We start from the raw sequence: 24,617 nt of genomic DNA, 5'->3' as shown, positions 1-24,617 counted from the left end.
GGTCCACTCCTTATGCGCGCAAGCGCACCCCATGAGCGCTGACGAGCGCCTCTAATAGCCGATTTATACACTGTTCGACAGTGGCATCGTCCAGCGTGACCTCGGGATCTTGTAACCAAAAGCGAAATGCCATGCTCTTTTCCGAGGCCGCCCCTGCCGTCGCGTCGCGCCACACATCGAACAGGCGGACATCGCGGACGATGGATAGCTTAACATCGGAAGCGATGGCGCGGGCAAGCGTGTCGAGCAGGCTTTGATAGTCGACCTGCGGCGCGACCCATACGGCCAGGTCGCGTATCACCACGGGCTGGCGCGACAGCTCGCCGGACCGCGGCATCGCCGCCGTCGAGACCGACGCTACATTGACCTCGAAGACTACCGGCGCCCGGTTCAGCTCGGCCTGCTGCACCAGCCTCGGATGCAGTTCGCCCAGCCAGCCTATGTGCTCGCCGCGCAGTTCCAGGCGCGCCGAACGCCCGGGGTGCAGCGCAGGATGCGGGGCCGCCACGCAGCGCAGCGCCTCGGCCTGCGAGCCCAGCAGCGTTTCTACGTCCTTTTTGACGTCATAGAAATCCACGGCGCGCGATGCCGCGCCCCACTGCTCTTCGAGCGCCGGCCCCCAGGCCGCGCCGGCCAGGCGCATGGGCTGGCTGACCCCGGCCACGCTCAGGTCGCCATCGGTCACGGAGGCGTCGCGCGCATAGGTCCGGCCCAGCTCGAAGACCCGGACCCGGCTTTGCTTGCGGTTGGCGTTATGCCGGATATTGGCCACCAGGCCGGCGATCAGGCTCGAGCGCATGACGGCCAATTGGCTGGCGATGGGATTGAGCAGGCGGATCGGATCGTCATTGCCGGCGTAGTCGTGTTCCCAGGCCTGCTCGACGAACGAAAAATTGATGACTTCCTGGTAGTCCAGCGCAGCCATGGTGTTGCGCAGCGCGTGCGGGCCGCGCAGCGTCTCGGGCTCGCTGCGCATTTCGGCGCGGGCCAGCGGCGGCAGATCGGGGATCCGCTCGAAACCATAGATGCGCGCCACTTCCTCGATGAGGTCTTCCTCGATGAACAGGTCGTAGCGATAGGAAGGCGGCGTGACCAGGAAAGTGTCGCCCTCGATGCGGCACGGCAGGCCCAGGCGCTGGAATATGCCGGCGATCTCGTCGCGCGGCACCGGCACGCCCAGCACGCGGTGGCAGCGCTCGAGGCGCATGGCGACCGGGTCGCGGCGCGGCAGGTCTATTACCTGGTCGTCCACGGGGCCCGCGCTGCCGCCGCAGATTTCCAGGATCAGGCCGGTCATGCGCTCGAGGTGCTCGACCACCGATTCGAAATCGACGCCGCGCTCGAAGCGGTGGCTGGCCTCGGAACTGAACTTGTAGCGGCGGGCGCGGCCCATGATCGCCTCGGGCCACCAGAACGCCGCCTCGAGATAAATATCGGTGGTGTCCAGCGTGACCGCGGTCGCTTCGCCGCCCATGATCCCCGCCATGCTCTCGACCGCGTCGCCGGCGACGATCACGCCCACGTCGGGCGCCAGCTCGACGGTCTGGCCATTGAGCAGCTCGAGCGACTCGCCCTGGCGCGCCCAGCGCACGGTCAGGCCGCCCTGGATACGCTTCAGGTCGAATACGTGGGTGGGCCGCCCCAGCTCCAGCATGATGTAGTTGGAAATATCCACCAGCGCCGAGATCGAGCGCTGGCCGGCGCGCTCCAGGCGGGACTTGATCCAGTCGGGCGTGGCCGCGCGCGCATTCACGCCGCGTATGATGCGCCCGGCAAAGCGGCCGCACAGATCGGGCGCCTGTACCGTCACGGGCAGGCGGTCGGACAGCGCCACGGGCGCGGGCGTTATGGCCGGCGGCGTCAACGCGGCGCCGGTCAGTGCCGACACTTCGCGCGCCACGCCGAGTATGGACAGGCAATCCGCGCGGTTGGGGGTCAGCTTCAGGGTGAACAGCGTATCATCGAGGTCCAGCGCCTCGCGCAGCGGCTGGCCGGCTTGTGCCGCATCATCCAGCACCAGCAGGCCGGCGTGGTCCTGCGACAGCCCCAGTTCGCGCGCCGAGCACAGCATGCCCAGCGACTCGACGCCGCGCATCTTCGCCTTGCCTATGCGCATCCCGCCCGGCAGCACGGCGCCGATGCGCGCCAGCGGCACCTTCAGGCCGGCCGCCGCGTTCGGCGCGCCGCAGACGATCTGCAGCGGCTCGCCCGACCCGTCATCGACCCGGCACACGCGCAGCTTGTCGGCATTCGGATGCGGCTCGATCGCCACGATGTGCGCCACCACCACGCCCGAAAACGGCGGCGCGACCGGCCGCGTTTCTTCGACCTCCAGGCCGGCCATGGTCAGGCGCTGCGACAGCTCTTCGGTGTCGATATCGGGGTTGGAGAAAGTACGCAGCCAGGATTCGGGAAATTGCATGATGGAAGGATCTGGATTCGGTTGACGTTACGTTGCGGCTTTCCGGGGCATCGAGGCCGGCGCTTCGCGCCACGATGGCCGGCTTTTTTGCCGCCGGCCACGCGCCCCTCGAGGCATGGACTGGCGCTAGCTGTTGAACTGGCGCAAAAAGCGCAGATCGCCCTCGAAGAACTGGCGCAGGTCGTTCACGCCGTAGCGCAGCATGGTCAGGCGCTCGAGGCCCGAGCCAAAGGCAAAGCCGATGTAGCGCTCGGGATCGAGGCCGAAATTCTTCACGACCTGGGGGTGCACCTGGCCCGAGCCCGATATCTCGAGCCAGCGGCCGCGGTTCGGCCCCGACGTGAACATCATGTCGATTTCGGCGGAAGGTTCCGTGAACGGGAAGAAGGACGGGCGGAAGCGCACCGAAAGATCGTCGGTCTCGAAGAACGCCCGCAGGAAATTGGTATAGACGCCCTTGAGATCCGCGAAGGAAATGTCTTCGGCGATCCACAGGCCCTCGACCTGGTGGAACATGGGCGAATGAGTGGCGTCGCTGTCGACGCGATAGGTGCGCCCCGGCGCAATGACCTTGATGGGCGGCTGGTGCATGCGAGCATAGCGCACCTGCATCGGGCTGGTGTGCGTGCGCAGCAGCAGCGGCAGGCCGCCGGCGTCCTGCATGTCTATATAGAACGTGTCCTGCATCGAACGCGCCGGGTGATTCTCCGGATTGTTCAGCGCAGTGAAATTGGTCCAGTCGTTTTCGATCTCGGGGCCATCGGCCACGTCGAAGCCGATCGAACGGAAAATCGCCTCCACGCGCTGCCAGGTGCGGATCACCGGATGGATGCCGCCGGCGCCGCGGCCGCGCCCGGGCAGGCTCACGTCTATGGTTTCCTCGGCCAGGCGGCGATCGAGATCGGCCTGCGCCAGTTGCGCGCGGCGATCATTGAGCAGGCCTTCTATCTGCTGCTTGAGCAGATTGATGCGCGTGCCTTCCGCGCGCTTGCGTTCCGGATCCAGTTGCGCCAGGCCCTTGAGCAGCGCCGTCAGCGCGCCCTGCTTGCCCAGGAACCTGGCCTTGGCGTTTTCCAGCGCCGCCGCGTCGGGGGCCTGCGCAAACTGTTCTTTTGCCTGATCGATCAGGCCGTCATCCGGAGAAGTCATGTTTATCGCTTTTCCAAATGCAAACGGAGCCCGACAGAGCCCCGTTCGCAAACACTACAGGATCGAAACCGATCAGGCGGCCAACGCGGACCTGGCTTGGGCGACGACGGCGGCAAAGCCCGCCTTGTCGTTCACGGCCATATCGGCAAGCACCTTGCGATCCAGTTCGATCGAGGCTTTCTTGGTGCCGGCGATGAACACGCTGTAGGTAATGCCGAGTTCACGGCAAGCCGCGTTGATACGCGTGATCCACAAAGCGCGGAAGGTGCGCTTCTTGTTGCGGCGGTCGCGGTAGGCATATTGCCCGGCGCGCATGACCGCTTGCTTGGCAATGCGGAACACATTGCCGCGGCGGCCGCGGTAGCCCTTGGCGGCCTTGATGACTTTTTTATGGCGGGCGCGGGCGGTAACGCCGCGTTTTACTCGAGGCATGGCAGATCTCCGATAATCAAGCGAAAGGCATCATTGCCTTGACCGAGGCGACATTCGTCTCGTGCACCGCGGCAGAACCGCGCAGATGGCGCTTGTTCTTGGTGGTTTTCTTGGTCAGGATGTGGCGCTTGAACGCCTGACCCCGCTTGATCGACCCGCTGCCGCGGACCTGAAAGCGCTTCGCAGCGCTTTTCTTGGTTTTCATCTTGGGCATGACATAGCTCACTGATGTGCGAAGAGAGGTGACTGCCAGCCGATACCGGCAATACTTGTAAGACCCAGCTTCGCTTGTTTTATTTTCCGGGTGGGCAGCCTACGGGAAAGCTTACGCGCCGAGGCCCAGAAACCCGCAAGGGCCCGCGTAGCCATCCGCACGGCAAAGGCAGTGCCTGATCTATATAGGAGCCAGCTACTACCTTAAAAAGAAGTAGCAGTAGCAGAAAGCCAACCTAACAAGGCATAAACCTGTCGCCCGCCAGAAAAGCTCTTGATTATATGACGGTTTTTCTCTTCTTGTCCATCGAAAGCCGCCTCTTGTGGCGTAGCGGTCAAGAATGTATCTGAAAGCTACAATCATCCATGCTCGCCCGGCTGGCAACCACTTGAGGGTCATGCATGAGAATGTCGGCAAACTCATGGATGAGCTTGCTGCGCCCCGATTGCCTGCGAGTGATCATATATAGATTACGCGTAGCCCACGGCGCGGCGATGGCGACCGGCACCACGCGCTTGTCCCGGGCATATTCGTGCGCAATGCTGGCGGGCACCAGGGCAATGCCGACCTCGGCCTGCACCAGGTACAGCACCGATCGAAAATCATGGGCGTGGATGCGTACATTCAGCGGCCTGCTCTCTGCTCGCGCCTGCCCGGCCAGGAACAGGAAATTGCTGCTGTTGCGGTCCATGGACACGAAGTCGTAATCCAGCAAGCGCGCGAACGGCACGCGCTGTTGCGTGGCCAGCGGATGATCCGGGTGCACCGCGCAGATCAGCGTGTCCTGCGCGTATAGCTGCGATTCGAGCTCGTCGGACTCGGACGAGGCTGCCGCCACGCCTATGTCGGCCTCGTCGTTGAGGATCGATTGCGGGATGACACTGCTTTCCTGTTCTTTCAGGTCGACATTGACTCTGGAATTGGCGCTCAGGAACCGCGCCAGGCTCGGAATAATGAAACTGTTCAGCGAACTGCTGTTGGCGAGCAGGCGGATACTGCCCTTGAGGTTGGAAGCCAGGCCCAGGAGTTCGTCATGCATCGATTGCACATCGTCGAGCACCGTGCGCGCATGGCGCGACAGCACTTCGCCGGCCGGCGTCAGCGTCATGCCCCGGGGCGTGCGCGTGAACAAGGGCCTGCCCACCGCATATTCCAGGTTCTTCAAGCGGTAGCTTGCCGACGAAGCGGTCATGTGCATGGCCGCGGCCCCCGCGGACAGATTGCCCGTTTCTTCGATGGCGCGGAACAGGCGCAGGTCTTTCAGTTCGTAGCGCACCGCTTCCCCCGGTCCATGGCGACATGGCCGCTAGCATAGCCAGCGGCGAAGAGCGGTGCAAGCGGGGCCGCGCCGAGGCCGCGGCCCTCGCCCGCCTCAGGCGCGGTCCCGGCCCTGCTTGGCCTGTATGAATTTGCCCATGAATTCCTGCGGCTCGCCCGTGTTGAAGGCCGCGCCGAACTCGCGCACGCTGTCGGCGATGGATGTTTGCAGCGGCTCGTCTTCCCATTGGCGCATCATGCGCTTCTGCTGGGCCACTACCTGGGGGCCCAGGCCCGCCAACAGGGCCGCGACACGATCGACCTCGGCATCGAGCTGCGCCAGCGGCACGACCCGGTCGACCAGCCCGAACGACTCGGCCTGCGCGGCGTCGACGATTTCTCCGGTAAGCAGCATCCAGGTGGCCCTGGCCTTGCCGATCAGGCGCGGCATCAGCGCGGCATAAATGACCGACGGTATGCCCACCTTGACCTCGGGCATGCCGAAATTGGCCGTATCCGCGGCAATGCGCAGGTCGCAGGCCAAGGCGAACTCGAGGCCGCCGCCCAGGCACCATCCGGGAATACGCGCTATGACCGGGACGCGCAATTGGCGGCAGCGTTCGCACAGAATGCGCAGCCGCTCGATGAACGCCTCGGCGCCGCGCTGGTCGAACGCGGCCATTTCCTTGATGTCCGCCCCGGCGACAAAGGCCTTGTCGCCTTCGCCGCGCAGCACCAGCACGCGGATGTCCGCCCTGGCCGAGGCCGACTCCAGGGCCTGCGTCAGCGCCTGCACCACGGGCGTACTCAATATATTGAGGCTTTTGGCGTTGCGTATGCATAGCGTGGCAACGCCGCGGCCATCCACGTCCAGCTGCGCGTGCTGGCTCCAGTTCTGTTCCGACATGCCGATACCCCTTACATTTTCTGGAAGTTGATGGCCTTGACCACGCCTTGCCAGCGCTCATTGGACTCACGTATGACTTTCGCGAATTCTTCCGGGCTGGTGTAGTCCACCACAGCGCCCTGGCGATCGATCTGCGCAACGACCTCCGGATCGGCGAGCGCGGTCTTTACAGCCTGGTTGAGCACTTCCAGCTTGGCTGCGGGCAGGCCCTTGGGCGCGGCCAGGCCGAACCAGGACGGCGTATTCAGTTCAGGATAGCCCACCTCGGCATAGGTGGGCACGTCGGGCATGGACTTGACTCGCTGGGGCGCGGCAACGGCCAGGGCCCGCAGGCTGCCGCTGGCGATCTGGCCCGCCGATGACGGAAGATTGTCGAACACGACCTGGATCTGGTCGGAAAGCAATGCCGTCAGCGCAGGCCCCAGGCCTTTATAGGGCACGTGCAGCATGTGCGTGCCAGTGGAAGCGATGAAGCGCTGGCCGAACAAGTGGCTATAGCCGCCGTTGCCCGACGAGCCGTACGAGAACTTGCCGGGGTCGGCCTTGAGCTGCTCGATCAATTGCGCAAACGTCTTGATGCTGGACTTGCCATTCACATCCAGCACCCCCAGCACATTCGCAAGATTGCTGATCGGGGAAAAATCCTTCACCGGATCATACGTGGGATGGCTGTGCACGCTGGGATTGACGGCGTGCGAACTTTCCACCGCCATGACGATCGTGTAGCCGTCGGGCGCCTGGCGCGCGGCATAGGCGCTGCCGATCGCGCCACCCGCGCCGGGTTTGTTCTCGATGACGATCGACTGCCCCAGCGCCGCGCCCATGCGCGGCGCCACGATGCGGGCGATGAGATCGGTCGTCCCGCCCGGCGCATAGGGGACAATCAATTTGATGGCGTGGTCGGGATAAGCCGCCGCAGCCAGGGAACTGGCAAGCATGCCGGCCGCGGCAATGAGCAGGGACAATTTTCTACGATGCATGAAGGTCTCCTCGATCGATATATGCAATGACAAAACGGAAAACAGGACACACGGACATACGGCAAGCAGGCTCAGCCGTCCTGCAATACTCCAGCTGTGTGCTCGCCCAGCAAAGGCGGGGCGGCGAAACGATGCTGGCCTTCTGCCGCCAGCATGGGATTGGCGACCAGGGCCACTTCGCCCAGCACGGGATGGCTCGCATAGCGCAGCATGCCGCGGTGGCGAACCTGCTCGTCCTCGAAGGCTTCCTCCAGGGTGTTGACCGATCCCCAGGAAATACCCAGTCGATCCAATGCCCGGGTCCAGTGCGCGCGGGGATGCTGCTCGATCAGCGCTGCCAGGATCTTGCGCAGCGAGCCCAGATTCGATATCCGGGCGCTATTGCTGGCAAAGCGCTCGTCTTGCGCCAGTTCAGGCCGGTCGCACAGCGCGCAGAAACGCTGGAACTGCGTGTCGTTGCCTATGGCGAGGATGAAATAGCCGTCCTGCGCACGGAACACTTCGTACGGAGCCAGGTTCGGATGGGCGTTGCCGGTACGCTTCGGGTTTTCGCCCGACACCAGGTAATTGGCGCCCTGGTTGGCATTCATGGCGAGAGCCACGTCCAGCAAGGCAATGTCCAGGTACGACCCCTTGCCCGTGCGCCCGCGCTGGAACAGCGCGGCCAGCAGCGCGGATGTCGCATACATGCCCGTCGCGATGTCGACCACGGCGACTCCGGCGCGCAGCGGCCCGGCCCCGTCTTCGTCGTCGGCCCTGCCGGTATAGCTCATCAGGCCGCCCAATCCCTGGAATATATAGTCGTAGCCCGGCCTGGAGGCTTTCGGCCCCGTCTGGCCATAACCCGTGATGGACAAGTAGATAAGCCCCGGATTGATCGCCTTGAGGCTGTCGTAGTCCAGGCCATGGCGCGCCAGCGTGCCGACGCGGTAGTTCTCCACCAGCACATCGGCGTCGCGCACCATTTGCATCAGCCGGCTCTTGTCCTCGTCCAGCTTGAAGTCGAGGCACACGGACTTCTTGTTGCGATTGCAGCAACTGAAATAGGCGGACATCCTGTGTGCGCCGTCGCCCGATTCAATGTACGGAGGTCCCCAGCCGCGAGTATCGTCGCCGCCGTTCGGACGCTCCACCTTGATGACTTCGGCGCCGAGATCGGCCAGGTTTTGCGTGCACCACGGGCCCGCGAGAATGCGGGACAGATCCAATACGCGTATGCCTTCCAACGCGTTTCCCAATATAGCCATTCCAAGCCCAACCCTGAAAAACAGTTGGCAGTGTAAGGATCAGGCGCGATGTCGGGCCAGTCGAAACTCTCTAAGGATGCGTTCGTCGCAGACGTAAGCGAGGGCTACGGGAAATTCCGGATACGCCCTTGCGGGTATTCATTCCTATACTGCCCCTACTCTTGCAGATCTTTGATCAAAGATAGGATTTTCGCTGCGGCACCGGCAGGCGCATGCGCCCCGGCAGCGGCTTGCGGCACGGCAATGGCATCGACGAACGGCAGATTCGAACCCTCCCCCGTAGAACACGTGGCCGTAAACCTCGCGGTCTACCAGCGCCTGCGCGACCATCTGATGCGCGGCGATTACGCTGCCGGATCGGTACTGGGCATCCAGGAACTGGCCGATGCCTTCGGCACCAGCGCTATGCCGGTGCGCGAGGCGCTGCGCCGCCTGGCCGCGCAGCGCGCGCTGGAACCCATGAAAAGCCGCTCCATGCGCGTGCCGGTTCTTTCGGAAGAACGCCTGCACGACATACGGCGCGCCCGAGTGCTGGTGGAAGGTGCCGTCACCGAATGGGCGGTCGAACGCATGGGTACGGCGGAAATCGCCGACTTGCGCCGGCTGGCGCGCCGCATCGGGCAGTCTCTTGCGCACCCCGACGCGCTGTCGGTATGGGTCGCCAGCAACCAGGCTTTTCATTTCACGATCTATCGGGCCGGCGGTTCGGAATCGCTGCTGGCGATGATAGAAAACCTGTGGCTGCAGTCCGGCCCCTGCCTGCGCGCGGCCCGGGCGCTGATGCGTCCGGACGAGCGCCCGCCGGTCGAATTGCATGCCGCCATCGTCGAGGCCATCGAACGGCGCGATGCCCGCGCAGCGCGTGATGCGCTCGAGCGCGATATCTGCTGGTCGTTCGACCTGCTGCTCGCCCATGGCGTCGCATCCGAGCCCGCTCCGGCGCGGCAGCGGCGCCAACGCAGCCCGACATACGCCTGAACCTACACGCCTGAGAACGATACGCCCCAAAACTGCATACCCAATACCTGCACGCCTGAAAACGTCATTCTTATTAGCTGCAAGACCGAAAACACCAAGCCATCCCGACTCTCCATCGTCCATCAAACGCCACACCGGATCCCCGCCATGTCCCTGCACAAGCACCGCTCCCGCATCGTCACCCAAGGGCTTACCCATACGCCGAACCGCGCCTTCCTGCGCGCCACGGGCCTGGACGATGCCGCATTGGAAAAATCCATGGTGGGCATCGTCAGCACCCAGGGCGAGAACACGCCCTGCTCCATGGGCCTGGCGCCGCTGGCCGATCGCGCACGGCTCGGGGTGGCTGCGGGCGGCGGGGTCCCGGTAAGTTTCTCGACGATCTCGATTTCGGACGGCACCTCGATGAACCACGGCGGCATGCGCATGAGCCTGGTGTCGCGCGAAACCATCGCCGACAGCGTCGAACTGGCGGTGCGTGCCCACGGCTACGACGGGCTGATCGCCTTCGCGGGCTGCGACAAGACGCTGCCGGCCATGATGATGGCCCTGCTGCGCGTCAATGTGCCAGGGGTATTCATGTACGGCGGCGCGACGCTGCCGGGCCGCGGCCTGGGCGCCCAGGCCACCATACTCGACACCATCGAGGCCGTGGGCCGCGTGCAAAACGGCCAGATGCCGCTGGCCGACCTGCAGTCCATGGAACGCACTTGCATACCCTCGGTCGGCTCCTGTCCGGGCCAGTTCACGGCCAACACCATGGCCATGGTGGCCGAGGCCCTGGGCCTGTCGCCGCTGGGCTCGGCCATGATGCCGGCGGTCTACAGCGAGCGCCTGGCCATCGCCTACCGCGCCGGCGAGCATGTCATGCGCTGCCTGGAAAAAGGCGGCCCGCTGCCGCGCGACCTGGTCACGCGCGCCAGCCTGGACAATGCCTGCGCGGCGGTGGCGGCCACGGGCGGCTCGACCAACGCCGCCCTGCACGTGCCGGCCATTGCGCACGAGGCCGGGATCCGCTACACGCTGGACGACGTCGCCGCGGTATTCCGCCGCACTCCGCTCATCGGCGACCTGCAGCCCGGCGGCCGCTACCTGGCGCGCGACCTGCACGAGGCGGGCGGCGTGCCGGCAGTGCTCAAGGCGCTGCTGGACGGCGGCTATGTGGACGGCAGCGTGCTGACGCTGGACGGCCGCAGCCTGGCCGAGGCCCTGGCCGATGTGCCCGAGCCCGACGGCGAGGTGCTGCGCCCCTGCTCGCGCGCCATTCATCCCACCGGAGGCGTGACCGTGCTCAAGGGCAATCTGTGCCCCGACGGCGCGCTGCTGAAGATCGCCGGGCTGAAATCGCTGAAGTTTTCCGGGCCTGCGCGTGTCTTCGAAAACGAAGAAGCCTGCATGCACGTCGTGTCGCAGCGCAGCTACCGGCCCGGCGAGGCGCTGATCATCCGCAACGAAGGCCCCAAGGGCGGCCCGGGCATGCGTGAAATGCTCAGCGTCACGGCCGCGCTGTACGGCCAGGGCATGGGCGAAAAAGTGGCGCTGCTGACCGACGGCCGCTTTTCGGGCGCCACCCGCGGCCTGTGCATAGGCTATATCGGCCCCGAAGCCGCCGCGGGCGGCCCGATCGCACTGCTGCGCGACGGCGACATGATTCACATCGACGCCGAGGCCGGCACCCTGCATGTAGACCTGAGCGATGCCGAACTGGCGGCGCGCCGCGCCAGCCACGTCCCCGCCCCGCAGCCCCGCCTGGCCGGCGCACTGGAAAAGTACGCCGCGCTGGTGCGTCCGGCGCACGAAGGCGCGGTGACGCATTCAGGCAATCTGCAATGGCCCTACGAAACGCCGGAGGGCGAATGACTGCGGCGCAAGCGGCACGGGCGCAACAGGCCGGGCGCGCGGTGCTGGGATTCTGCGGCGCGGGCTTGATGGGCACGCCCATGATCAGGCGCCTGCTGGCCGCCGGACATCAGGTGCGCGTCTGGAACCGCAGCCCCGACAAGGCGCGGGCGCTGGCCGCCGACGGCGCGCAAGCCGTCGCCACCCCGGCCGAAGCCGCTGCCGGCGCGGCGGCGGTCTTCCTGTGCCTGACCGACCAGGACGCCGTCGAAGCCACGGTATTCGGGCCCCAAGGCATACACCTGGTCGAAGGCGGTTTGCTGGTCGATCATTCCAGCATTTCGCCCGCGGCCACGCGCGACTATGCGGCGCGCCTGCGCGAGGGCTCGGGCCGGACCTGGATCGATGCCCCCGTCTCGGGCGGCGTGGCGGGCGCAGCCGCCGGCACGCTGTCGGTCATGGCCGGCGGCCCGGCGGACGCACTGCAGCACGTCGAGCCATGGATACGCGCCTATGCCGCGCGCGTCACGCGCGTCGGAAACAGCGGCGCCGGCCAGACCGCAAAGCTGTGCAACCAGACTATTGTCGCCAGCACCATCAACGCCATCGCCGAAGCCGTGGCACTGGCCGCGCACAGCGGTATGGATCCATCGGTCCTGAACACCGCCCTGGCCGGCGGCTGGGCCGACTCCGCGCTGCTGCAGATCTTCGTGCCGCGCATGACGGCGCCCATAGCCCAGCCCCTGGGGGCCGTGGCCACGATGCTCAAGGACGTCGAGAACATCGCGGTGCTGGCGCAGGAAACCGGCACCGACATGCGCGGGCTGCGCGCGGCGCTGGACAGCTATCGCACGGCAGCGCGGCAAGGCCTGGGCCCGGCGGACATCTCCGAGCTGGTGCGTGTGCCCTGGCCCGAAAGACCGCCCGGCGCAAAGGCCTGAACCGCGCACCGGACAATACCGAAGCATCCACCAACGACATAAGCACCACACCGACGAGGAGACTCATGTTCAAGCACCTGCGCAAATACCTGGCCGTCATGGCCATGGCCGCCGCGGCCGCCGCACCGGCCGCCGCCAACGACTGGCCTTCCCATTCCATCGCCTGGATCGTGCCCTATTCCGCCGGCGGCGGCATAGACTTCGTGGTGCGCCTGCTGGGCAAGGAAATTTCCACCAAGCTGGGCCAGAGCATCATCGTCGAGAACAAGCCCGGCGCGGGCACCATCATCGGCGCCAATGCCATCCTCAACGCCAAGCCCGACGGCTACACCATAGGCACCATGGATGCCACGGCGCTGGCCTACAACCCCTCGCTGTATGCCTCGCTGCCCTATGATCCCAAGAAGTTCACCTACATCTCGGGCCTGGGCATCTTCCCGCTGGTCATCGCCGTCGAGGCCAGTTCGCCCTACAAGACCCTGGCCGACCTCATCAAGGATGCGCGAGCGCATCCGGGCCTGGTGACTTGCGGTTCGCCGGGCGTGGGCACCCCGCACCACTTGACGCTGGATCTGTTCGCGCGTCTGGAAGGCCTGAAGATCACCCACGTGCCCTACAAGGGCGGCGCGCCGGCGGCGCAGGGCCTGGTCAGCAAGCAGATCTCGATGGACATCACCGACATCGCCACGATCATGCCCTTCTACAAGAGCCACAGGGTGCGCATCCTGGCGACCATCACGCCCAAGCGCATGGACATCCTGCCCGATGTGCCGACCATCGAGGAAGCCGGCGTCAAGGGCCTGTCTTCGAACGCCTGGACCGGCATTGTCGGCCCTCCGGGCATGCCCAAGGACATCGTGCTGAAGCTGAACAAGGCCATCAATGCCGGCCTGGCGGCGCCCGGCTTCCAGAACCAGGTGCACGACATGCTGGGCCTGCAGGCCATGCACATGAGCCCCGATGAATTCCACAGCTATGCAACCCGCGAGCGCGAATTCTGGTCCAAGCAGATCAAGGCCTCGGGCATCACGCTGCAAGTAAAGTAGCCACGGGGCCGGCCTGTCCTCACTGCGGACAGGCCGTCGACGCGCCCTGCCGGGACAGGCCGCCAGGCCTTCCTGGCCCATGAGTGCGGGCCGGCTCGCGTCCGCGCCGGGGACATCCCTTTTTGCCATCGAGGCCGGATGCGCTATGCTTCACAGCTTCGCAACATCGCGGCTTGCCGCCTTTTCGACAGACAATGGACATACCTTCCGGCTATACCCAGGTGCACAGGCCGAGCGAATTCACCGACCTGTGCGGCCCCTTTTACGAAAAGAAAGAAAATGGCGTGCGCACCGAAATGGCGCTGCGCATCCTGGACAAGCACCGCAACCTGCGCGGCATCTCGCACGGCGGCCTGCTGGTCACGCTGGCCGACAGCGCCCTGGGCGATGCCATCATCGAATGCTACGACCAGCCCGTCGGCCTGGTCACCGTGACCCTCACTACCGACTTCCTGAAACCGGCGAAAGTCGGCGACTGGGCGCGCGCCATCGTCAACGTGCAACGGGCGGGCAAGCGCATGGCATTTGCCGAATGCTCCGTCTACGTAGGAGACGACAAGGTCCTGCGGGCCAGCGGCATATTTGCCATCATGGATCCCGCCGGACGGCGTTAGATGCGTATCTCATGGGCGCGAATCGGCGCGTGAAGGCTCGTGTGGCCCCAGGTTTGCCACTATTGTCCGCCGCGGCAATGTTGCTCCGATGGCGATGACCGAAGGCCTGTCACTCTTCTGACCAATCGGGAAACTGCATGACTGCGGCTTCCAGCCCCTGACGCCCCGCCCGCACCTCAAACGCCGGCTCGGCGGCATCGACGAAAAGGACGGACAACGGCGGATAGGGCTGACCGTCATGCAGAAGTGTGCCGCTGAGAACCAGGTAATACTGCCCGCCGCTACGCGCCGGGTCGGGTGCAACTGCGTGGGCATCGGCGCCCATGCGCAGCATAGTGATGCCGGCATCGTTTTTCTGGCCCTTTTCAACGAGGCATTCCTGTGTGACGCCACTATGGATCACGGCGGGTTCGGCGTTGATTCGGGTCTGAACGAGATGATGACGCTTGCGGCTGGGCTCGAGCTTTTCGCGATAGCCTTCCTTGTGCAGGTAGACGGCGCCTGGGTCGGCCTCGGGGCGTAAGGTGAAATAAGAAAAGCCTTCCCGGCCGGCGATGATGGGACCGTAACCCGTATGATGGTCCGCATAGTGGATGCTGACCGGCTGCAGCACGTCGGCATTGCGCCCGAGCGTGCCATTGCCACGGAAAAATACCTGAAACTGATCGATGATATGGAAATGCGGCGGCAGCACTTCGTCTGCGTTTAGATCGAGCAGGTAGGCCTGCGGCTTGCCTTTGATCCTGGGATCGCCCTTGCGGCCCAGAAAGTCGGTCCTGTAATGCTTGTGTCCCGAGCCGGACAGCGTCAGGAATTTTTCCGCCAGCGTTTTCTCGCTATTCGCCGCGTAAATCATTGCGACCTCCTCAAAAAGAACAGCAAAAGGCCGGCTGGAGCCGTTGCCCTGTTTTGGTGGATACCGGTACGCGCCAGCCAGCCGCCTGCGACTCGCCACACGACTCTTCGAATCATTTTCTGCCGAAAATAGTATACTACGGTATGCTATTGTGGCAATTGCATTATCGCAGCAGCAGATAAAAATCCGGATAAATAATTAACTGGAGACATATAGAATGCCCAAGCAAATAAAAAAGGGGTTGGCGCTGGCACTCGTCGCCATGGCGGCATGCGCAAATGCGCTGGCAGCATATCCCGATCATCCCATCCACCTGATTGTCCCGTTTACTGCGGGCGGCGGCGTGGACATCATCGGCAGAGAAACCGCCAAAATTCTCGGCGAGGAACTCAAGCAATCAGTAGTCGTAGAAAACAAGCCAGGCGCGGCTTCCAATCTCGGAGCGGGCTATGTGGCCCATTCGCCCGGCGATGGCTATACTTTGTTGATGGCGTCCGGCTCACTGGCGGTGAACCGGACTTTGTTCAAGAACACGGGCTTCGACGCGGTGCATGACTTCGTCCGCGTGGCGCGGGTGGCTCAGGCTCCGTCCGTTCTGGTGGTCAATAGCAAGTCGCCTTTTCATTCCCTGAAAGACCTGATCGATTATGGCCGCAGTAATCCCAAGCAGGTTTCGTTCGCGTCGACCGGCTACGGTTCCAACCAACACCTGAATGGGGAAATCATCACCAGCGACGGCGATTTCCAGGCTGTTCATGTGCCCTATAAAGGCGGCCCTCCCGCATTAACCGACCTGATCGCCGGACGAACCACTTTCTTCATGACAGTGCCGGCGGAAGTATTCGGATTCCTGAAAAGCGGAAAATTGCGTCCGCTGGCGGTTTCCGGCCGTACGCGCATGACCCAGCTTCCCGACGTTCCCACGCTGTTGGAATCGGGATTGAAAGATGAGGGATTGGGGTCGTGGTGGGCCGTCGCCGCACCGAAGGGAACGCCGCAGGCCGTGGTGGATAAGTTGAGCAACGCGCTGATGAAGGCTTTGGCCGAGCCGCAGGTAAAGCAGGCAATACTCGGATTAGGTATGGAGCCTGCTCCTTTGGATGCAAAACAGTTCGACGCCTTCTTCCTCAAACAGGTCAAGGAATACGCGGGGCTCATAAAAAAATATCATATCCCTCGGCAATAAAGGCGCACATTCGGGCAGCCTATATGCAAGGGGTCGCATCGGCGGCCGCCGGATGCGCCGGGCCCCGCTGCGGGCCCGAGCATCGCCATGGCTCGAGAAAGCATCCTGACCCTTCAGGTGCTTCGACATATGTGCAGCCTTCTCCTCGACCAAGCTGGCGTCGGGCGTGCCCCATGCGACCTGAAGCGGGGAGTGCCCGTCCGCAGCATCCCTGCGTTGGCCGGGCCCGCCCATCACACTCGACTTGAACGCGCACAGCACGTCACCGGCACTTCTGCGCGTAAAATTGCCGGGATCAAAACCAACGGAACCCCCACCATGCCCCTAGCACGCATCGCTGCAACCACCCTGTTTTGCGCCGCTGCCGTGGCCGGCTTCCAGGCCTGCGCCGCCGACGCGGCCTCCTGGCCCGGCCGCCATCCCATACACATGATCGTGGCCTATCCGGCCGGCGGCGTCAGCGATACGGTTACCCGGGCCCTGGCCGAGAAACTCACCGGCGACCTCGGTGTGCCGGTGGTCGTGGAAAACCGCGGCGGCGCAGCCGGCACCATAGGCATGGACGTGGTCGCCAAGGCCGCCCCGGACGGCTATACCTTCGGCTTTTCCTCCATCAGCCCGCTGGCCCTCAACCCGCACCTGATGAAGCCGCCCTTCGATCCCGAGAAGGACATCCTGCCTGTCGTCAGCGTCATGTATTCCCCGGTCGTGCTGCTGGCCACCCAGGCCGCCGACATGAAAGACGTGAAGGACTTCCCCGCCCTGATCGACTTCGCACGCCGCAAGCCCGGCATGGTCTCGTGGGCCACCTCCGGCAAAGGCTCGGTCGGCCACATCATGGCCGAACAAGTCATGCGCAAGGCCAATGTCAAGATTCTCGACGTGCCCTACAAGGGCGCCGGCCAGCAGATGCAAGACGCCCTGGGCTCGCAGTTCGATGTGCTGTCGGTCAATTCCGCCCCGATGCTGGCGCCGCAGATCAAGGCCGGCAAGCTGCGTCCGCTGGCCGTGGCCGCGCCGCAGCGCCTGGCCGAATACCCCACCATTCCTACCTTCGCAGAACTGGGCTACCCCGGCGCCAACCTGTCCTCGCTGTTCGGCATCTTCGCCCCGGCCGGCCTGCCCGCGCCCATCCTGCAGCGCATGAACGCCGCGGTCAACAAGGCCTTGAAAGACCCCAAGATCGCCGGCATCCTGCAACACAGCGACAACGTCGCCACCGGCGGCACGCCCGAATCCTTCAGGCAGGAAATCGAACGCCAATCGGCCAGCAACGCGCGCATCATCAAAGAAGCGCACATCACGCTGCAGTAAACCGAAACGCCGCAGGCCGGCCACTGCAATCGCAGATGTGCGACGCCCCGGCTGCGGCGCACGCAGCGCCTGCCGGGGCAGCATGTCGGCAGGCCGCCACATCACCGCGCCGGCCGCGGTACCACCCCCGGCCAGGCAGCCGTCCCGATAATTCCAAGGAGACTCTACATGAACACCCCAGAAATCAAGCTCTTTTATTCTCCCGGCGCGTGCTCGCTGGCATCGCACATCGTGCTGGAAGAAACCGGCGCCCCGTTCGAGCCCGTGCGGGTCGCCCTGGCCGAGGGCGCCCAGCGCCGTCCCGAATACCTGGCCATCAATCCCAAGGGGCGCGTGCCCGTCATCGCCGACGGCGACTTCGTCCTGACGGAAAACCCCGCCATCCTCTACTACCTGGCTCAGCGCTTCCCCGCCGCAAAGCTATGGCCCGGCGACCCGCAAGCTGCGGCGCGCTGCGCGGAATGGCTGGCCTGGGGCTCGTCGGGCATACATGTCAGCTACGCCCACGTGTCGCGCCCCGAACGCTACGCGAGCAGCGAAGCCGCCATCGAGGACATCAAGGCAAAAGCCAGGGCATCATGCCGCGAAACCTGGGGCATGGTCGAGGCCAAGCTCGCCGCGGCGAAATCGGCCTGGGTTGCCGGCGAGCACTACAGCGTCGCCGATGCCTATATGTTCGTGTTCTGGAACTGGGGACGCGGGTCCCGCCTGGGCTACGACATGGCGCGCGATTTTCCCGTATGGACGGAGCACGCCCGGCGCATGGGTGCGCGGCCCGCGGTAAAGCGCGCGCTGGAACAAGAAGGCATAGAGCTGCCCTAGCGCTCTGCCGCCGGGCGCCCGTACCTACCGGTGCGGACGCGTTGCGGCCTGGGGGCGCCGGCTGGCGGACTGGCTGACTGGGGCTTCTAGCAGGCCTGCAGCACGTTGATCACCCGCCGCGCCAGCATTTCTTTGGTGTTGCGCCCATATTCGGCCATGTGCGGAGAAGCCGCGTGGGCCTTCAGCGCCTCGGGGCTTTCCCAGCGCTCGACCACTGCAAAAGTATCCGGACCCAGGTCTGTCTGCGGACCGCCGAACCCCGGCACATCGATTACCGCCTCGTAGCTGATGCAGCCTTTTTCGGCCAGCACGGCAGGGACATTCTTCTTGAACAGGGCCAGCACAGCCTCGCGCTGGCCTGGTTTGGCGGTGATGGTGGCGATGACATGGATCATGCGTAGGGTTCCTTGCAAGCAAAACGACGGATACATGCGCATCATAGAGCAAATCGCGCTGTGCTATGCCCAAAGCATCATCCTTGCAAACGGGCTCGGCGCTCGATCCATAACCCCCCTTCGCGCAGGGCTCAGATAAGGCCCAGCATGGCATTCCATTCCTTGTTGTAAGTCGATCTGCTTGCAACGAACTTCTGCACGTCTTTCGGCACGAGCACCGGGATCTCGTCCAGATTCGGCGCGCCGGCCGGCCTCTTCATATTGTTTCGCACGGACAGATAGAACATATGAGGATTGGTCTGGTACGAAGCCTGGCCGACATCGGAACGCACCCAGTCGGAGAACAGCCGCGCCGCCTGCGGGTGCGGCGCCTTGCTCGCTATTCCATTAAGAAACTGGATCGCGGTGACGCCGCTCTTGGGAATGACGAAATTCACGGGCGCATTCTTGAGATGATAGGGCTCATACCCCTGCCAATCGGCTATCCCGCATATCAAGTCGTCGCCGCGCGAGAGACGATCGAAGAGCTGGACGAAGGAATTGAATCCCTTTATCTTCAATTCCGAAATGGACTGCCAGAATTTGTCTCCATAGAGTTGCCGCAGCATATACCACTCGAGGAACTGGTCTCCCGATGAAGTCAGCTTGAAACTGATCCGGTCTTTCCACTTGGGGTTTATCAGATCGGGCCAGTCACGGGGCGCCTCATCGGCCGATACCAATTTGCTGTTGTATGCGATCCCCGCAACCGACACGCCTATCCAGAAATAATAGCCTGCGGGGTCGCTCAAATACTGCGGCTTGTAGTTCTTGTCCTGCGGGGAATGGTATTCCTCGTAGCCGCCGCGTTTTTGAAAATCCATGGCTACGCCGATATCCGAGAACTGCACGATGTCCGCCAGATACCGGGACGCCTGCCGTTCCGCAAGCAGCCTGGTATACAGATTGCCGGTCTGAAGGCTGACGTACTTGGTGTCGATCTTCGGGAACAGTTTTTGGAAATCCGCGCATATGCCGGACATCCCTGCGATATTGTCGTGCGTGTATATCGTCAGTGCCCCTTCTCTTTCGGCCTCTGCGACATCGGCCCCGGTTGCGATGCCATTTACCACCGACACCTTGCCGGTGCCCGATGCCGCATGCGCGTCGGATTCCAGCAGCGACAGGCCGAAAAATGGCAGCGCGATGGCGGAAGCCCCCGCTTTCAAGACGGAACGACGGCTGACAGGCTTGTCTCTCATGATGATCTCCTCGAACTATGGTTGGTTGATATCCAGTTCCCGGGCAAATCAATCCCGGCTGCGCCTACTTCGGCGCCCGAGTCTTGCCCGTCAAGAATGAAACCGCCAAGCCATGTCACATACCGCGGCGCGATCTCATATCTTTGATGAAAATGCGCTGCCAGGCTGGCGGGAATACCGGCCAGGCCCGGCACGGCGCATTGCGCTCATGCGCACCCGAGGCTCAGCCCTCGTTACGCACAGAGACGGTGGCGATCTTGTTCTTCTGTATGAGGTCGTGGTCGTATTCGACGCCGACGCCAGGCAGTTGCGGAACCTTGAGAGTGCCGTTCTTGCCGATAGAGCGGTAGTTGTCGCTATAGCCGCAGGTATAGATAAGAGGCGAAGGGTCGTCCATGGCCGGAGATATATTCGCCACCTCGTACCAGGCCGTGTTTTGCATCGCCGCGATCAGGTGGCGGTGCACCGGGCTGGGGCCGTGGGCCTCCACGTTCACCCCCAGCGATTCGGCAAAGCGTATGGTCTTGAGCGCGCCGGTAACGCCCAGGTCGTAGTGCACGTCCACGCGTAGCAGGTCGGTGCCGCCATTGAGCAGGAAATCCGCCTTGGCTTCAGGGCCGGCCACGTGTTCGGTCTGCAGCACGGGAATGTCCAGGGCCTCGCACAGCTTGCGGTGGGCGTAGATGCCGATGCCCAGGGGGCGCAGCGGATCCTCGTACCACTTGAAGCCGGCCGCCTCGCAGGCTTTGCCCACAAAGACGGCGTCCGCCAGGGAATCGAACACACAAGCCGGATCCAGCATCAGTTCTACGCGATCGCCAAGCTCTTTGCGCATGTATGCCACATTCTCGGCCTCTTCCCATTTGTTTCCCTCGTGCCAACTGTGCATCTTGAACCCGCCGAAGCCCAGCTCCAGCAAAGGACGGGCGAAAGCCACGACATCTTCCTTGCTGGACAGATTGCCTTTGCGATCGCCATTGTGGCAAGAGAAATAAGCCGGGATCTCCGTCCGGTGGCCGCCCAGCAATTGATAGAGCGGCGCCTTGTGAGCCTTGCCGGCCAAGTCCCAAAGCGCGACATCGATAAAGGACAGGCCATAGCTATGCGCCGGGCGGGAAGCGCGGCGAGCCTTGCGATAGATCAGCTCGCGCTCGTGCCAATGCTGGCCGACGGCGGAACGGGCTGCTTCCACAGCCTGCTCGGGTGCGCCTGTCAGCGTGAAGTCCGCGAACTCGCCGGCCAGGCCGTCCTCGGTATGCACCTGGACCAGCAGCCCTTTGCGCTCCGAGGTCACGCCGGGCTGGTAGACCAGCGAGCCGGAGATAGGATAGTGATAATCCTTGGCAAAATTGGAGCATTCCAGTTTGAAGGTCGTGATGTCGATACGATCGATAAGAGACATGGCGAAATAAGCCTATGAGTGAGAAGTAGAAGAGATGCGCAGCCGGGCTACATTCAAGTTCGAGTACAGGCCAGGCTGGCCAAATGGGGGGCCGACAGGCGCTCGGCCCAATCGTCGACCTGACGCACTCTGGCCGCCGACAAAGCAACCCCCGAGATCTGTTGCTCGTGTTTCAGCATCAAGGCGCGCTCTCCGGGCAGCCGTACGCCATCGCTGCCGCGCGCGGGCCGGCTGGCCTTGCACTGCCGAGCCAGCGCCGTGGTCTCGTCCAGAAAGCGTTGGCGCCCGCAGAAACGATCCGGATCCAGCAACTGCAGGAACACCCCCTGGCCGCCGCGCACGCGCGGCTGGCTGCGGCCGAACCCGCAGAGGGCCAATGCGAAAGTCTCGACCAGGAGGCCGAACGCAAAGCCCTTGTAGCCGAAGTCTTCTCCGCCTATGGGCATGATGGTGCCGGGAGGCTCTCCAGCCAGCGCCCCGGGATCATCGGTCGCCACGCCTTCGCAATCCAGCAGCCACTTGCCAGGCAGCTTCTTGCCGGCAAGCTCGTATTGCCTCACGGATGCATTGCTGGTGACCGAAGTCGATTGATCGATCAATATGGGCTGGCCGTGAGTAGGAATGCAGGCGCCCAGCGGATTGCTGGTCAATACCGGGTCGGCGCCTCCGAAAGGAGCGACAGAAGCAACGCCGGGATCGGTGACCATCATCAGCGCCATCAACTTGCATTCCGCGATTTCGTCGAAATAGGCTTGCAGGGCCCCGATGTGCGTGCATTCCGCGATGCTGGCCGTCACCACTGCATGATTGCGGCTGCGCTCAATCGCCTGCGATACGGCGCGGTCCACCACCCAGGCCCCAGGCAGGCGATTGGCCTGCCAGGTGAAATTGGCGCCGTCGTCATTGAGCACGTCTATGCTGCCGGCGGTCCGGATGCGGCCGTCGGCGAGACGCTCAAGATACGTGGGCAGCATGGCCACACCGTGCGTGCGATGCCCCAGCAGATCGCTCTCCACCAGACGCCCGGCGACGGCCGCCGCCTGTTGGGCTGTCATGCCGGCGCGCCGCAACAATTCGGCCGCGTAGGCGCTCAAGGCAGTGGCCGGAATACGCAAATCTTGTTCTGTGCCGCAGGTCATGGTCGGGGCTGATGCCTGATTCGATTCGGGACAGGATGGATTCTAGGTTCTTCGTGCACGTTGTGTCAATAAATCATGCACGATTTATTTTATATCGTGGATGATATTCTGTTGCTAAAATTCGCATTCGAGACAATATCCACGGCGCTATAGGCCATCGACATGAGCACCACTTCCCGCCCGCAGCCGTCCGGCACTTCACCCAAGAAGGTCTCACTGACCGAGCGCGCCTATGCGGCGATCAAGGAACAAATCCTGGATCAACGGCTGGAGCCCGGCGCACGCCTGAACATCGATGCACTGTCGCGCCAATTGAGTGTCAGCTCTTCGCCCATACGCGAAGCATTGGCGCGGCTGGAGGCCGAACGCCTGGTGGTATCGGCCACCAATACCGGCTATTCGGTCACGCCCAGCCCGACACCGCAATTCCTGCGCGACCTGATGGAATATCGCGCAGTTACCGAAGGCTATTGCGCCAATGTCGGCGCGGCCGCAGGGGCACCCGACGTGCGAGCCGCCCTGGAAAAGATCGAAAAATCCATGCGCTCCATGCGCAAGCTGGGGACGCGTTTTCGCGAATACCGCGAATACACCGCCCTGGACAGCCAGTTCCACCAGACCATAGTCGACAGCGCGCGCAACGAAGTCCTGTCGGCAAGCTACAAGTCCATGCATGCCGTGCTCGCGGGAGCACGCATGTCCTTGTTTCGCGACGCCGGCACGATAGGCTCGGACGATGCCGTCAACGAACACGCCGAGATTCTCGCCGCCTACGCCAAGCGCGACGGCAAGCGCGCCGAAGCCGCCATACGCACCCATTTGCAGGGGGCGCTGGCGCGCATGCTCAGCGCCCTGCAACGCAGCCAGGGGTTGGCCAACGAGGCCGCGCCTCGCTGGGGCAGCCCCGAGAGCAAATAGCCCTCGCCCACACACTTCCGGTCTGCCGTGCATGGCCGCCACCATGTCTGGCAGCCAAGCATCGCTATGCCCGTACATGCATCGGATCTATCGAGAAGTTCTTGCAAGGCGTTTATGACAACGATATCATTTAAAAATGACATCGTTGTCATATGACGGCTTCAAGCCCCGAACATAGGCTTTCAGCATGACAAGGGCGAAGCCCATCCCACCTATCAGAGAGGAGAAAACCATGAATTGGTCTCGCAGATTGAGCCGCAGCTGCGCGATGGCAACAATACTTTGGAGCTGCGCGGGTTACACCGCCACCTTCCCCAATAGACCCCTGAACCTGATCGTGCCCTTTGTACCTGGCGGCTCGTCGGACATCACGGCGCGCGCCATCCAGCCCGCGCTGACACAAGAATTGGGGCAAACCGTTATCATCGAAAACAAGCCGGGCGCCAATGGCGGCATCGGCGCCGCCGAACTCAAGCGTGCAAAGCCCGACGGCTACACCATGATGGTCGGCTCGATAGGCACCTACGCCATCAATCCCTCGATCTACAAAAAACTGGCCTATGACCCCACGCGCGATTTCCGCTACCTGACCGAAGCAGTGCGCACACCCAACGTCCTGGTGGTCAATCCCAAGCTGGACGTGCACGACGTAGCCGGCTTATTGGCTTATGCCAAACAGCACCCCGAAAGCATGTCCTACGCCTGCTCCGGCATGGGCGCTTCCGAGCAATTGTCCGCGGCCCTGTTCCGGCTACGCACCCACAGCCCCGGCGTCGACGTGCCCTACCGCGGCGGAGGCGCCGCCATTTCGGACACGCTGAGCGGCCAGATCAAAGTCATGTTCATGAACCTGGGCGCGGTCCTCCCGTACATCCGGGCCGGCCAGTTGCGCGCATTGGCTGTCACCAGCGAACATCGCATCGCATCTATCCCCGATGTGCCGACCATGCAGGAAGCCGGCATATCCGACATGGTGGTCTATTCGTGGCAAAGCATCGCTGTGCCCAAGGCCACCCCGACCCCTGTCGTCGAACGGCTGTCGAAAGCGCTGCGCACCGCGCTGGTCGCTCCGAAATCCAAGGCTGTCCTGGAAAAACAGGGCTATGAGGTCGTGGCAAACTCGTGGCAAGACGCCGATGCATGGCAGCATTCAGAAACCGCGCGTTGGGCCAAGGTCGTAAAGGACGCCGGAATCCACCTGAACTAGCGACTCGGCCGGTCGCCGGCAGGATGCAATCTGCTATGCTATCGGCCTACGTTTGCCGTCCGACCTCCTTTGGCGCGGCGCTTGCGGAAAGCGGATAAGGCGAGAGCCATA

23 protein-coding genes are annotated in these 24,617 nt (G+C 63.6%); 10 read left to right on the top strand and 13 right to left on the bottom strand.

What is annotated here, in order from left to right:
* Positions 1-10: 10 nt before the first annotated feature.
* The 8 genes from pheT to KVP10_RS00600 all read right to left on the bottom strand — a co-directional run bounded on the left by pheT (position 11) and on the right by KVP10_RS00600 (position 8,602).
* The gene (pheT, locus tag KVP10_RS00635; protein ID WP_217962532.1) at positions 11-2,422 is read right to left on the bottom strand and encodes a phenylalanine--tRNA ligase subunit beta; all 2,412 of its coding nucleotides are present in this window, start codon (positions 2,420-2,422) and stop codon (positions 11-13) included.
* A 126-nt stretch (positions 2,423-2,548) separates the two neighbouring features.
* On the bottom strand, positions 2,549-3,571 hold the full coding sequence (gene pheS / locus KVP10_RS00630; RefSeq protein ID WP_217962530.1) for a phenylalanine--tRNA ligase subunit alpha: 1,023 nt from the start codon (positions 3,569-3,571) through the stop codon (positions 2,549-2,551).
* Positions 3,572-3,643: 72 nt separating this feature from the next.
* Positions 3,644-4,003: a 50S ribosomal protein L20 gene (gene rplT, locus KVP10_RS00625; RefSeq protein WP_088601322.1), complete on the bottom strand. Its 360-nt coding sequence runs from the start codon at positions 4,001-4,003 to the stop codon at positions 3,644-3,646.
* A gap of 16 nt (positions 4,004-4,019) precedes the next feature.
* Positions 4,020-4,217, bottom strand: coding sequence for a 50S ribosomal protein L35 (gene rpmI / locus KVP10_RS00620; RefSeq protein ID WP_217962529.1), 198 nt, complete (start codon positions 4,215-4,217; stop codon positions 4,020-4,022).
* 334 nt (positions 4,218-4,551) lie between these two features.
* A complete protein-coding gene (locus tag KVP10_RS00615) occupies positions 4,552-5,493 on the bottom strand; it encodes a LysR family transcriptional regulator (RefSeq protein ID WP_217962528.1) in 942 nt (313 codons plus the stop codon).
* A 96-nt stretch (positions 5,494-5,589) separates the two neighbouring features.
* Entirely contained in the window at positions 5,590-6,381 is a 792-nt protein-coding gene (locus KVP10_RS00610; RefSeq protein ID WP_217962527.1) for an enoyl-CoA hydratase, read from the bottom strand.
* A gap of 11 nt (positions 6,382-6,392) precedes the next feature.
* Complete coding sequence (locus KVP10_RS00605) at positions 6,393-7,361, bottom strand: Bug family tripartite tricarboxylate transporter substrate binding protein (RefSeq protein WP_217962526.1); 969 nt, start codon at positions 7,359-7,361, stop codon at positions 6,393-6,395.
* 71 nt (positions 7,362-7,432) lie between these two features.
* A complete protein-coding gene (locus KVP10_RS00600) occupies positions 7,433-8,602 on the bottom strand; it encodes a CaiB/BaiF CoA transferase family protein (protein WP_217963041.1) in 1,170 nt (389 codons plus the stop codon).
* A 249-nt stretch (positions 8,603-8,851) separates the two neighbouring features.
* Between KVP10_RS00600 and KVP10_RS00595 the strand changes: the two genes are divergently transcribed.
* The 5 genes from KVP10_RS00595 (at position 8,852) to KVP10_RS00575 (ending at position 14,026) form a co-directional block, all read left to right on the top strand.
* Positions 8,852-9,586: a GntR family transcriptional regulator gene (locus KVP10_RS00595; protein ID WP_217962525.1), complete on the top strand. Its 735-nt coding sequence runs from the start codon at positions 8,852-8,854 to the stop codon at positions 9,584-9,586.
* 147 nt (positions 9,587-9,733) lie between these two features.
* Complete coding sequence (gene ilvD, locus KVP10_RS00590; protein ID WP_217962524.1) at positions 9,734-11,446, top strand: dihydroxy-acid dehydratase; 1,713 nt, start codon at positions 9,734-9,736, stop codon at positions 11,444-11,446.
* Positions 11,443-12,366 (top strand): NAD(P)-dependent oxidoreductase, encoded by a 924-nt coding sequence (locus tag KVP10_RS00585; protein ID WP_217962523.1) that lies wholly within the window; start codon positions 11,443-11,445, stop codon positions 12,364-12,366. The genes ilvD and KVP10_RS00585 overlap by 4 nt, the downstream gene beginning before the upstream one ends.
* 65 nt (positions 12,367-12,431) lie before the next feature.
* Entirely contained in the window at positions 12,432-13,412 is a 981-nt protein-coding gene (locus tag KVP10_RS00580; protein ID WP_217962522.1) for a Bug family tripartite tricarboxylate transporter substrate binding protein, read from the top strand.
* Between the two features lie 194 nt (positions 13,413-13,606).
* Entirely contained in the window at positions 13,607-14,026 is a 420-nt protein-coding gene (locus tag KVP10_RS00575) for a PaaI family thioesterase (RefSeq protein WP_217962521.1), read from the top strand.
* Between the two features lie 109 nt (positions 14,027-14,135).
* On the opposite strand, the gene KVP10_RS00570 is transcribed toward KVP10_RS00575, so the two are convergent.
* Positions 14,136-14,882, bottom strand: a complete 747-nt coding sequence (locus tag KVP10_RS00570) for a hypothetical protein (protein ID WP_217962519.1) — start codon at positions 14,880-14,882, stop codon at positions 14,136-14,138.
* Between the two features lie 217 nt (positions 14,883-15,099).
* Here KVP10_RS00570 and KVP10_RS00565 point away from each other — a divergent pair, with 217 nt between their 5' ends.
* The 3 genes from KVP10_RS00565 to KVP10_RS00555 all read left to right on the top strand — a co-directional run bounded on the left by KVP10_RS00565 (position 15,100) and on the right by KVP10_RS00555 (position 18,204).
* Complete coding sequence (locus tag KVP10_RS00565) at positions 15,100-16,068, top strand: Bug family tripartite tricarboxylate transporter substrate binding protein (RefSeq protein ID WP_217962518.1); 969 nt, start codon at positions 15,100-15,102, stop codon at positions 16,066-16,068.
* Positions 16,069-16,386: 318 nt separating this feature from the next.
* Positions 16,387-17,382 carry a Bug family tripartite tricarboxylate transporter substrate binding protein gene (locus tag KVP10_RS00560; protein ID WP_217962516.1) on the top strand — a complete coding sequence of 332 codons (996 nt, stop codon included), beginning with the start codon at positions 16,387-16,389 and terminating at the stop codon, positions 17,380-17,382.
* A 168-nt stretch (positions 17,383-17,550) separates the two neighbouring features.
* Positions 17,551-18,204 (top strand): glutathione S-transferase family protein, encoded by a 654-nt coding sequence (locus KVP10_RS00555; RefSeq protein WP_217962515.1) that lies wholly within the window; start codon positions 17,551-17,553, stop codon positions 18,202-18,204.
* Between the two features lie 86 nt (positions 18,205-18,290).
* On the opposite strand, the gene KVP10_RS00550 is transcribed toward KVP10_RS00555, so the two are convergent.
* The 4 genes from KVP10_RS00550 to KVP10_RS00535 all read right to left on the bottom strand — a co-directional run bounded on the left by KVP10_RS00550 (position 18,291) and on the right by KVP10_RS00535 (position 22,381).
* A complete protein-coding gene (locus KVP10_RS00550) occupies positions 18,291-18,599 on the bottom strand; it encodes a putative quinol monooxygenase (RefSeq protein ID WP_217962513.1) in 309 nt (102 codons plus the stop codon).
* Positions 18,600-18,730: 131 nt separating this feature from the next.
* Complete coding sequence (locus tag KVP10_RS00545; RefSeq protein WP_217962512.1) at positions 18,731-19,840, bottom strand: ABC transporter substrate-binding protein; 1,110 nt, start codon at positions 19,838-19,840, stop codon at positions 18,731-18,733.
* Between the two features lie 223 nt (positions 19,841-20,063).
* Positions 20,064-21,242, bottom strand: a complete 1,179-nt coding sequence (locus KVP10_RS00540) for an enolase C-terminal domain-like protein (RefSeq protein WP_217962511.1) — start codon at positions 21,240-21,242, stop codon at positions 20,064-20,066.
* A gap of 53 nt (positions 21,243-21,295) precedes the next feature.
* Positions 21,296-22,381 carry an Ldh family oxidoreductase gene (locus tag KVP10_RS00535; RefSeq protein WP_217962510.1) on the bottom strand — a complete coding sequence of 362 codons (1,086 nt, stop codon included), beginning with the start codon at positions 22,379-22,381 and terminating at the stop codon, positions 21,296-21,298.
* A gap of 162 nt (positions 22,382-22,543) precedes the next feature.
* Here KVP10_RS00535 and KVP10_RS00530 point away from each other — a divergent pair, with 162 nt between their 5' ends.
* Together KVP10_RS00530 and KVP10_RS00525 are read left to right on the top strand one after the other, a co-directional pair.
* Positions 22,544-23,299 carry a GntR family transcriptional regulator gene (locus tag KVP10_RS00530; protein WP_217962508.1) on the top strand — a complete coding sequence of 252 codons (756 nt, stop codon included), beginning with the start codon at positions 22,544-22,546 and terminating at the stop codon, positions 23,297-23,299.
* 268 nt (positions 23,300-23,567) lie between these two features.
* On the top strand, positions 23,568-24,506 hold the full coding sequence (locus KVP10_RS00525; protein ID WP_246600221.1) for a Bug family tripartite tricarboxylate transporter substrate binding protein: 939 nt from the start codon (positions 23,568-23,570) through the stop codon (positions 24,504-24,506).
* Positions 24,507-24,617 lie beyond the last annotated feature (111 nt).

Source organism: Candidimonas humi (genome assembly GCF_019166065.1).
In the GTDB taxonomy this organism is placed as follows: domain Bacteria; phylum Pseudomonadota; class Gammaproteobacteria; order Burkholderiales; family Burkholderiaceae_B; genus Candidimonas; species Candidimonas humi.
Note: the sequence above shows the minus strand (reverse complement) of the source record. Positions and strands in the feature narration are given on the sequence as shown.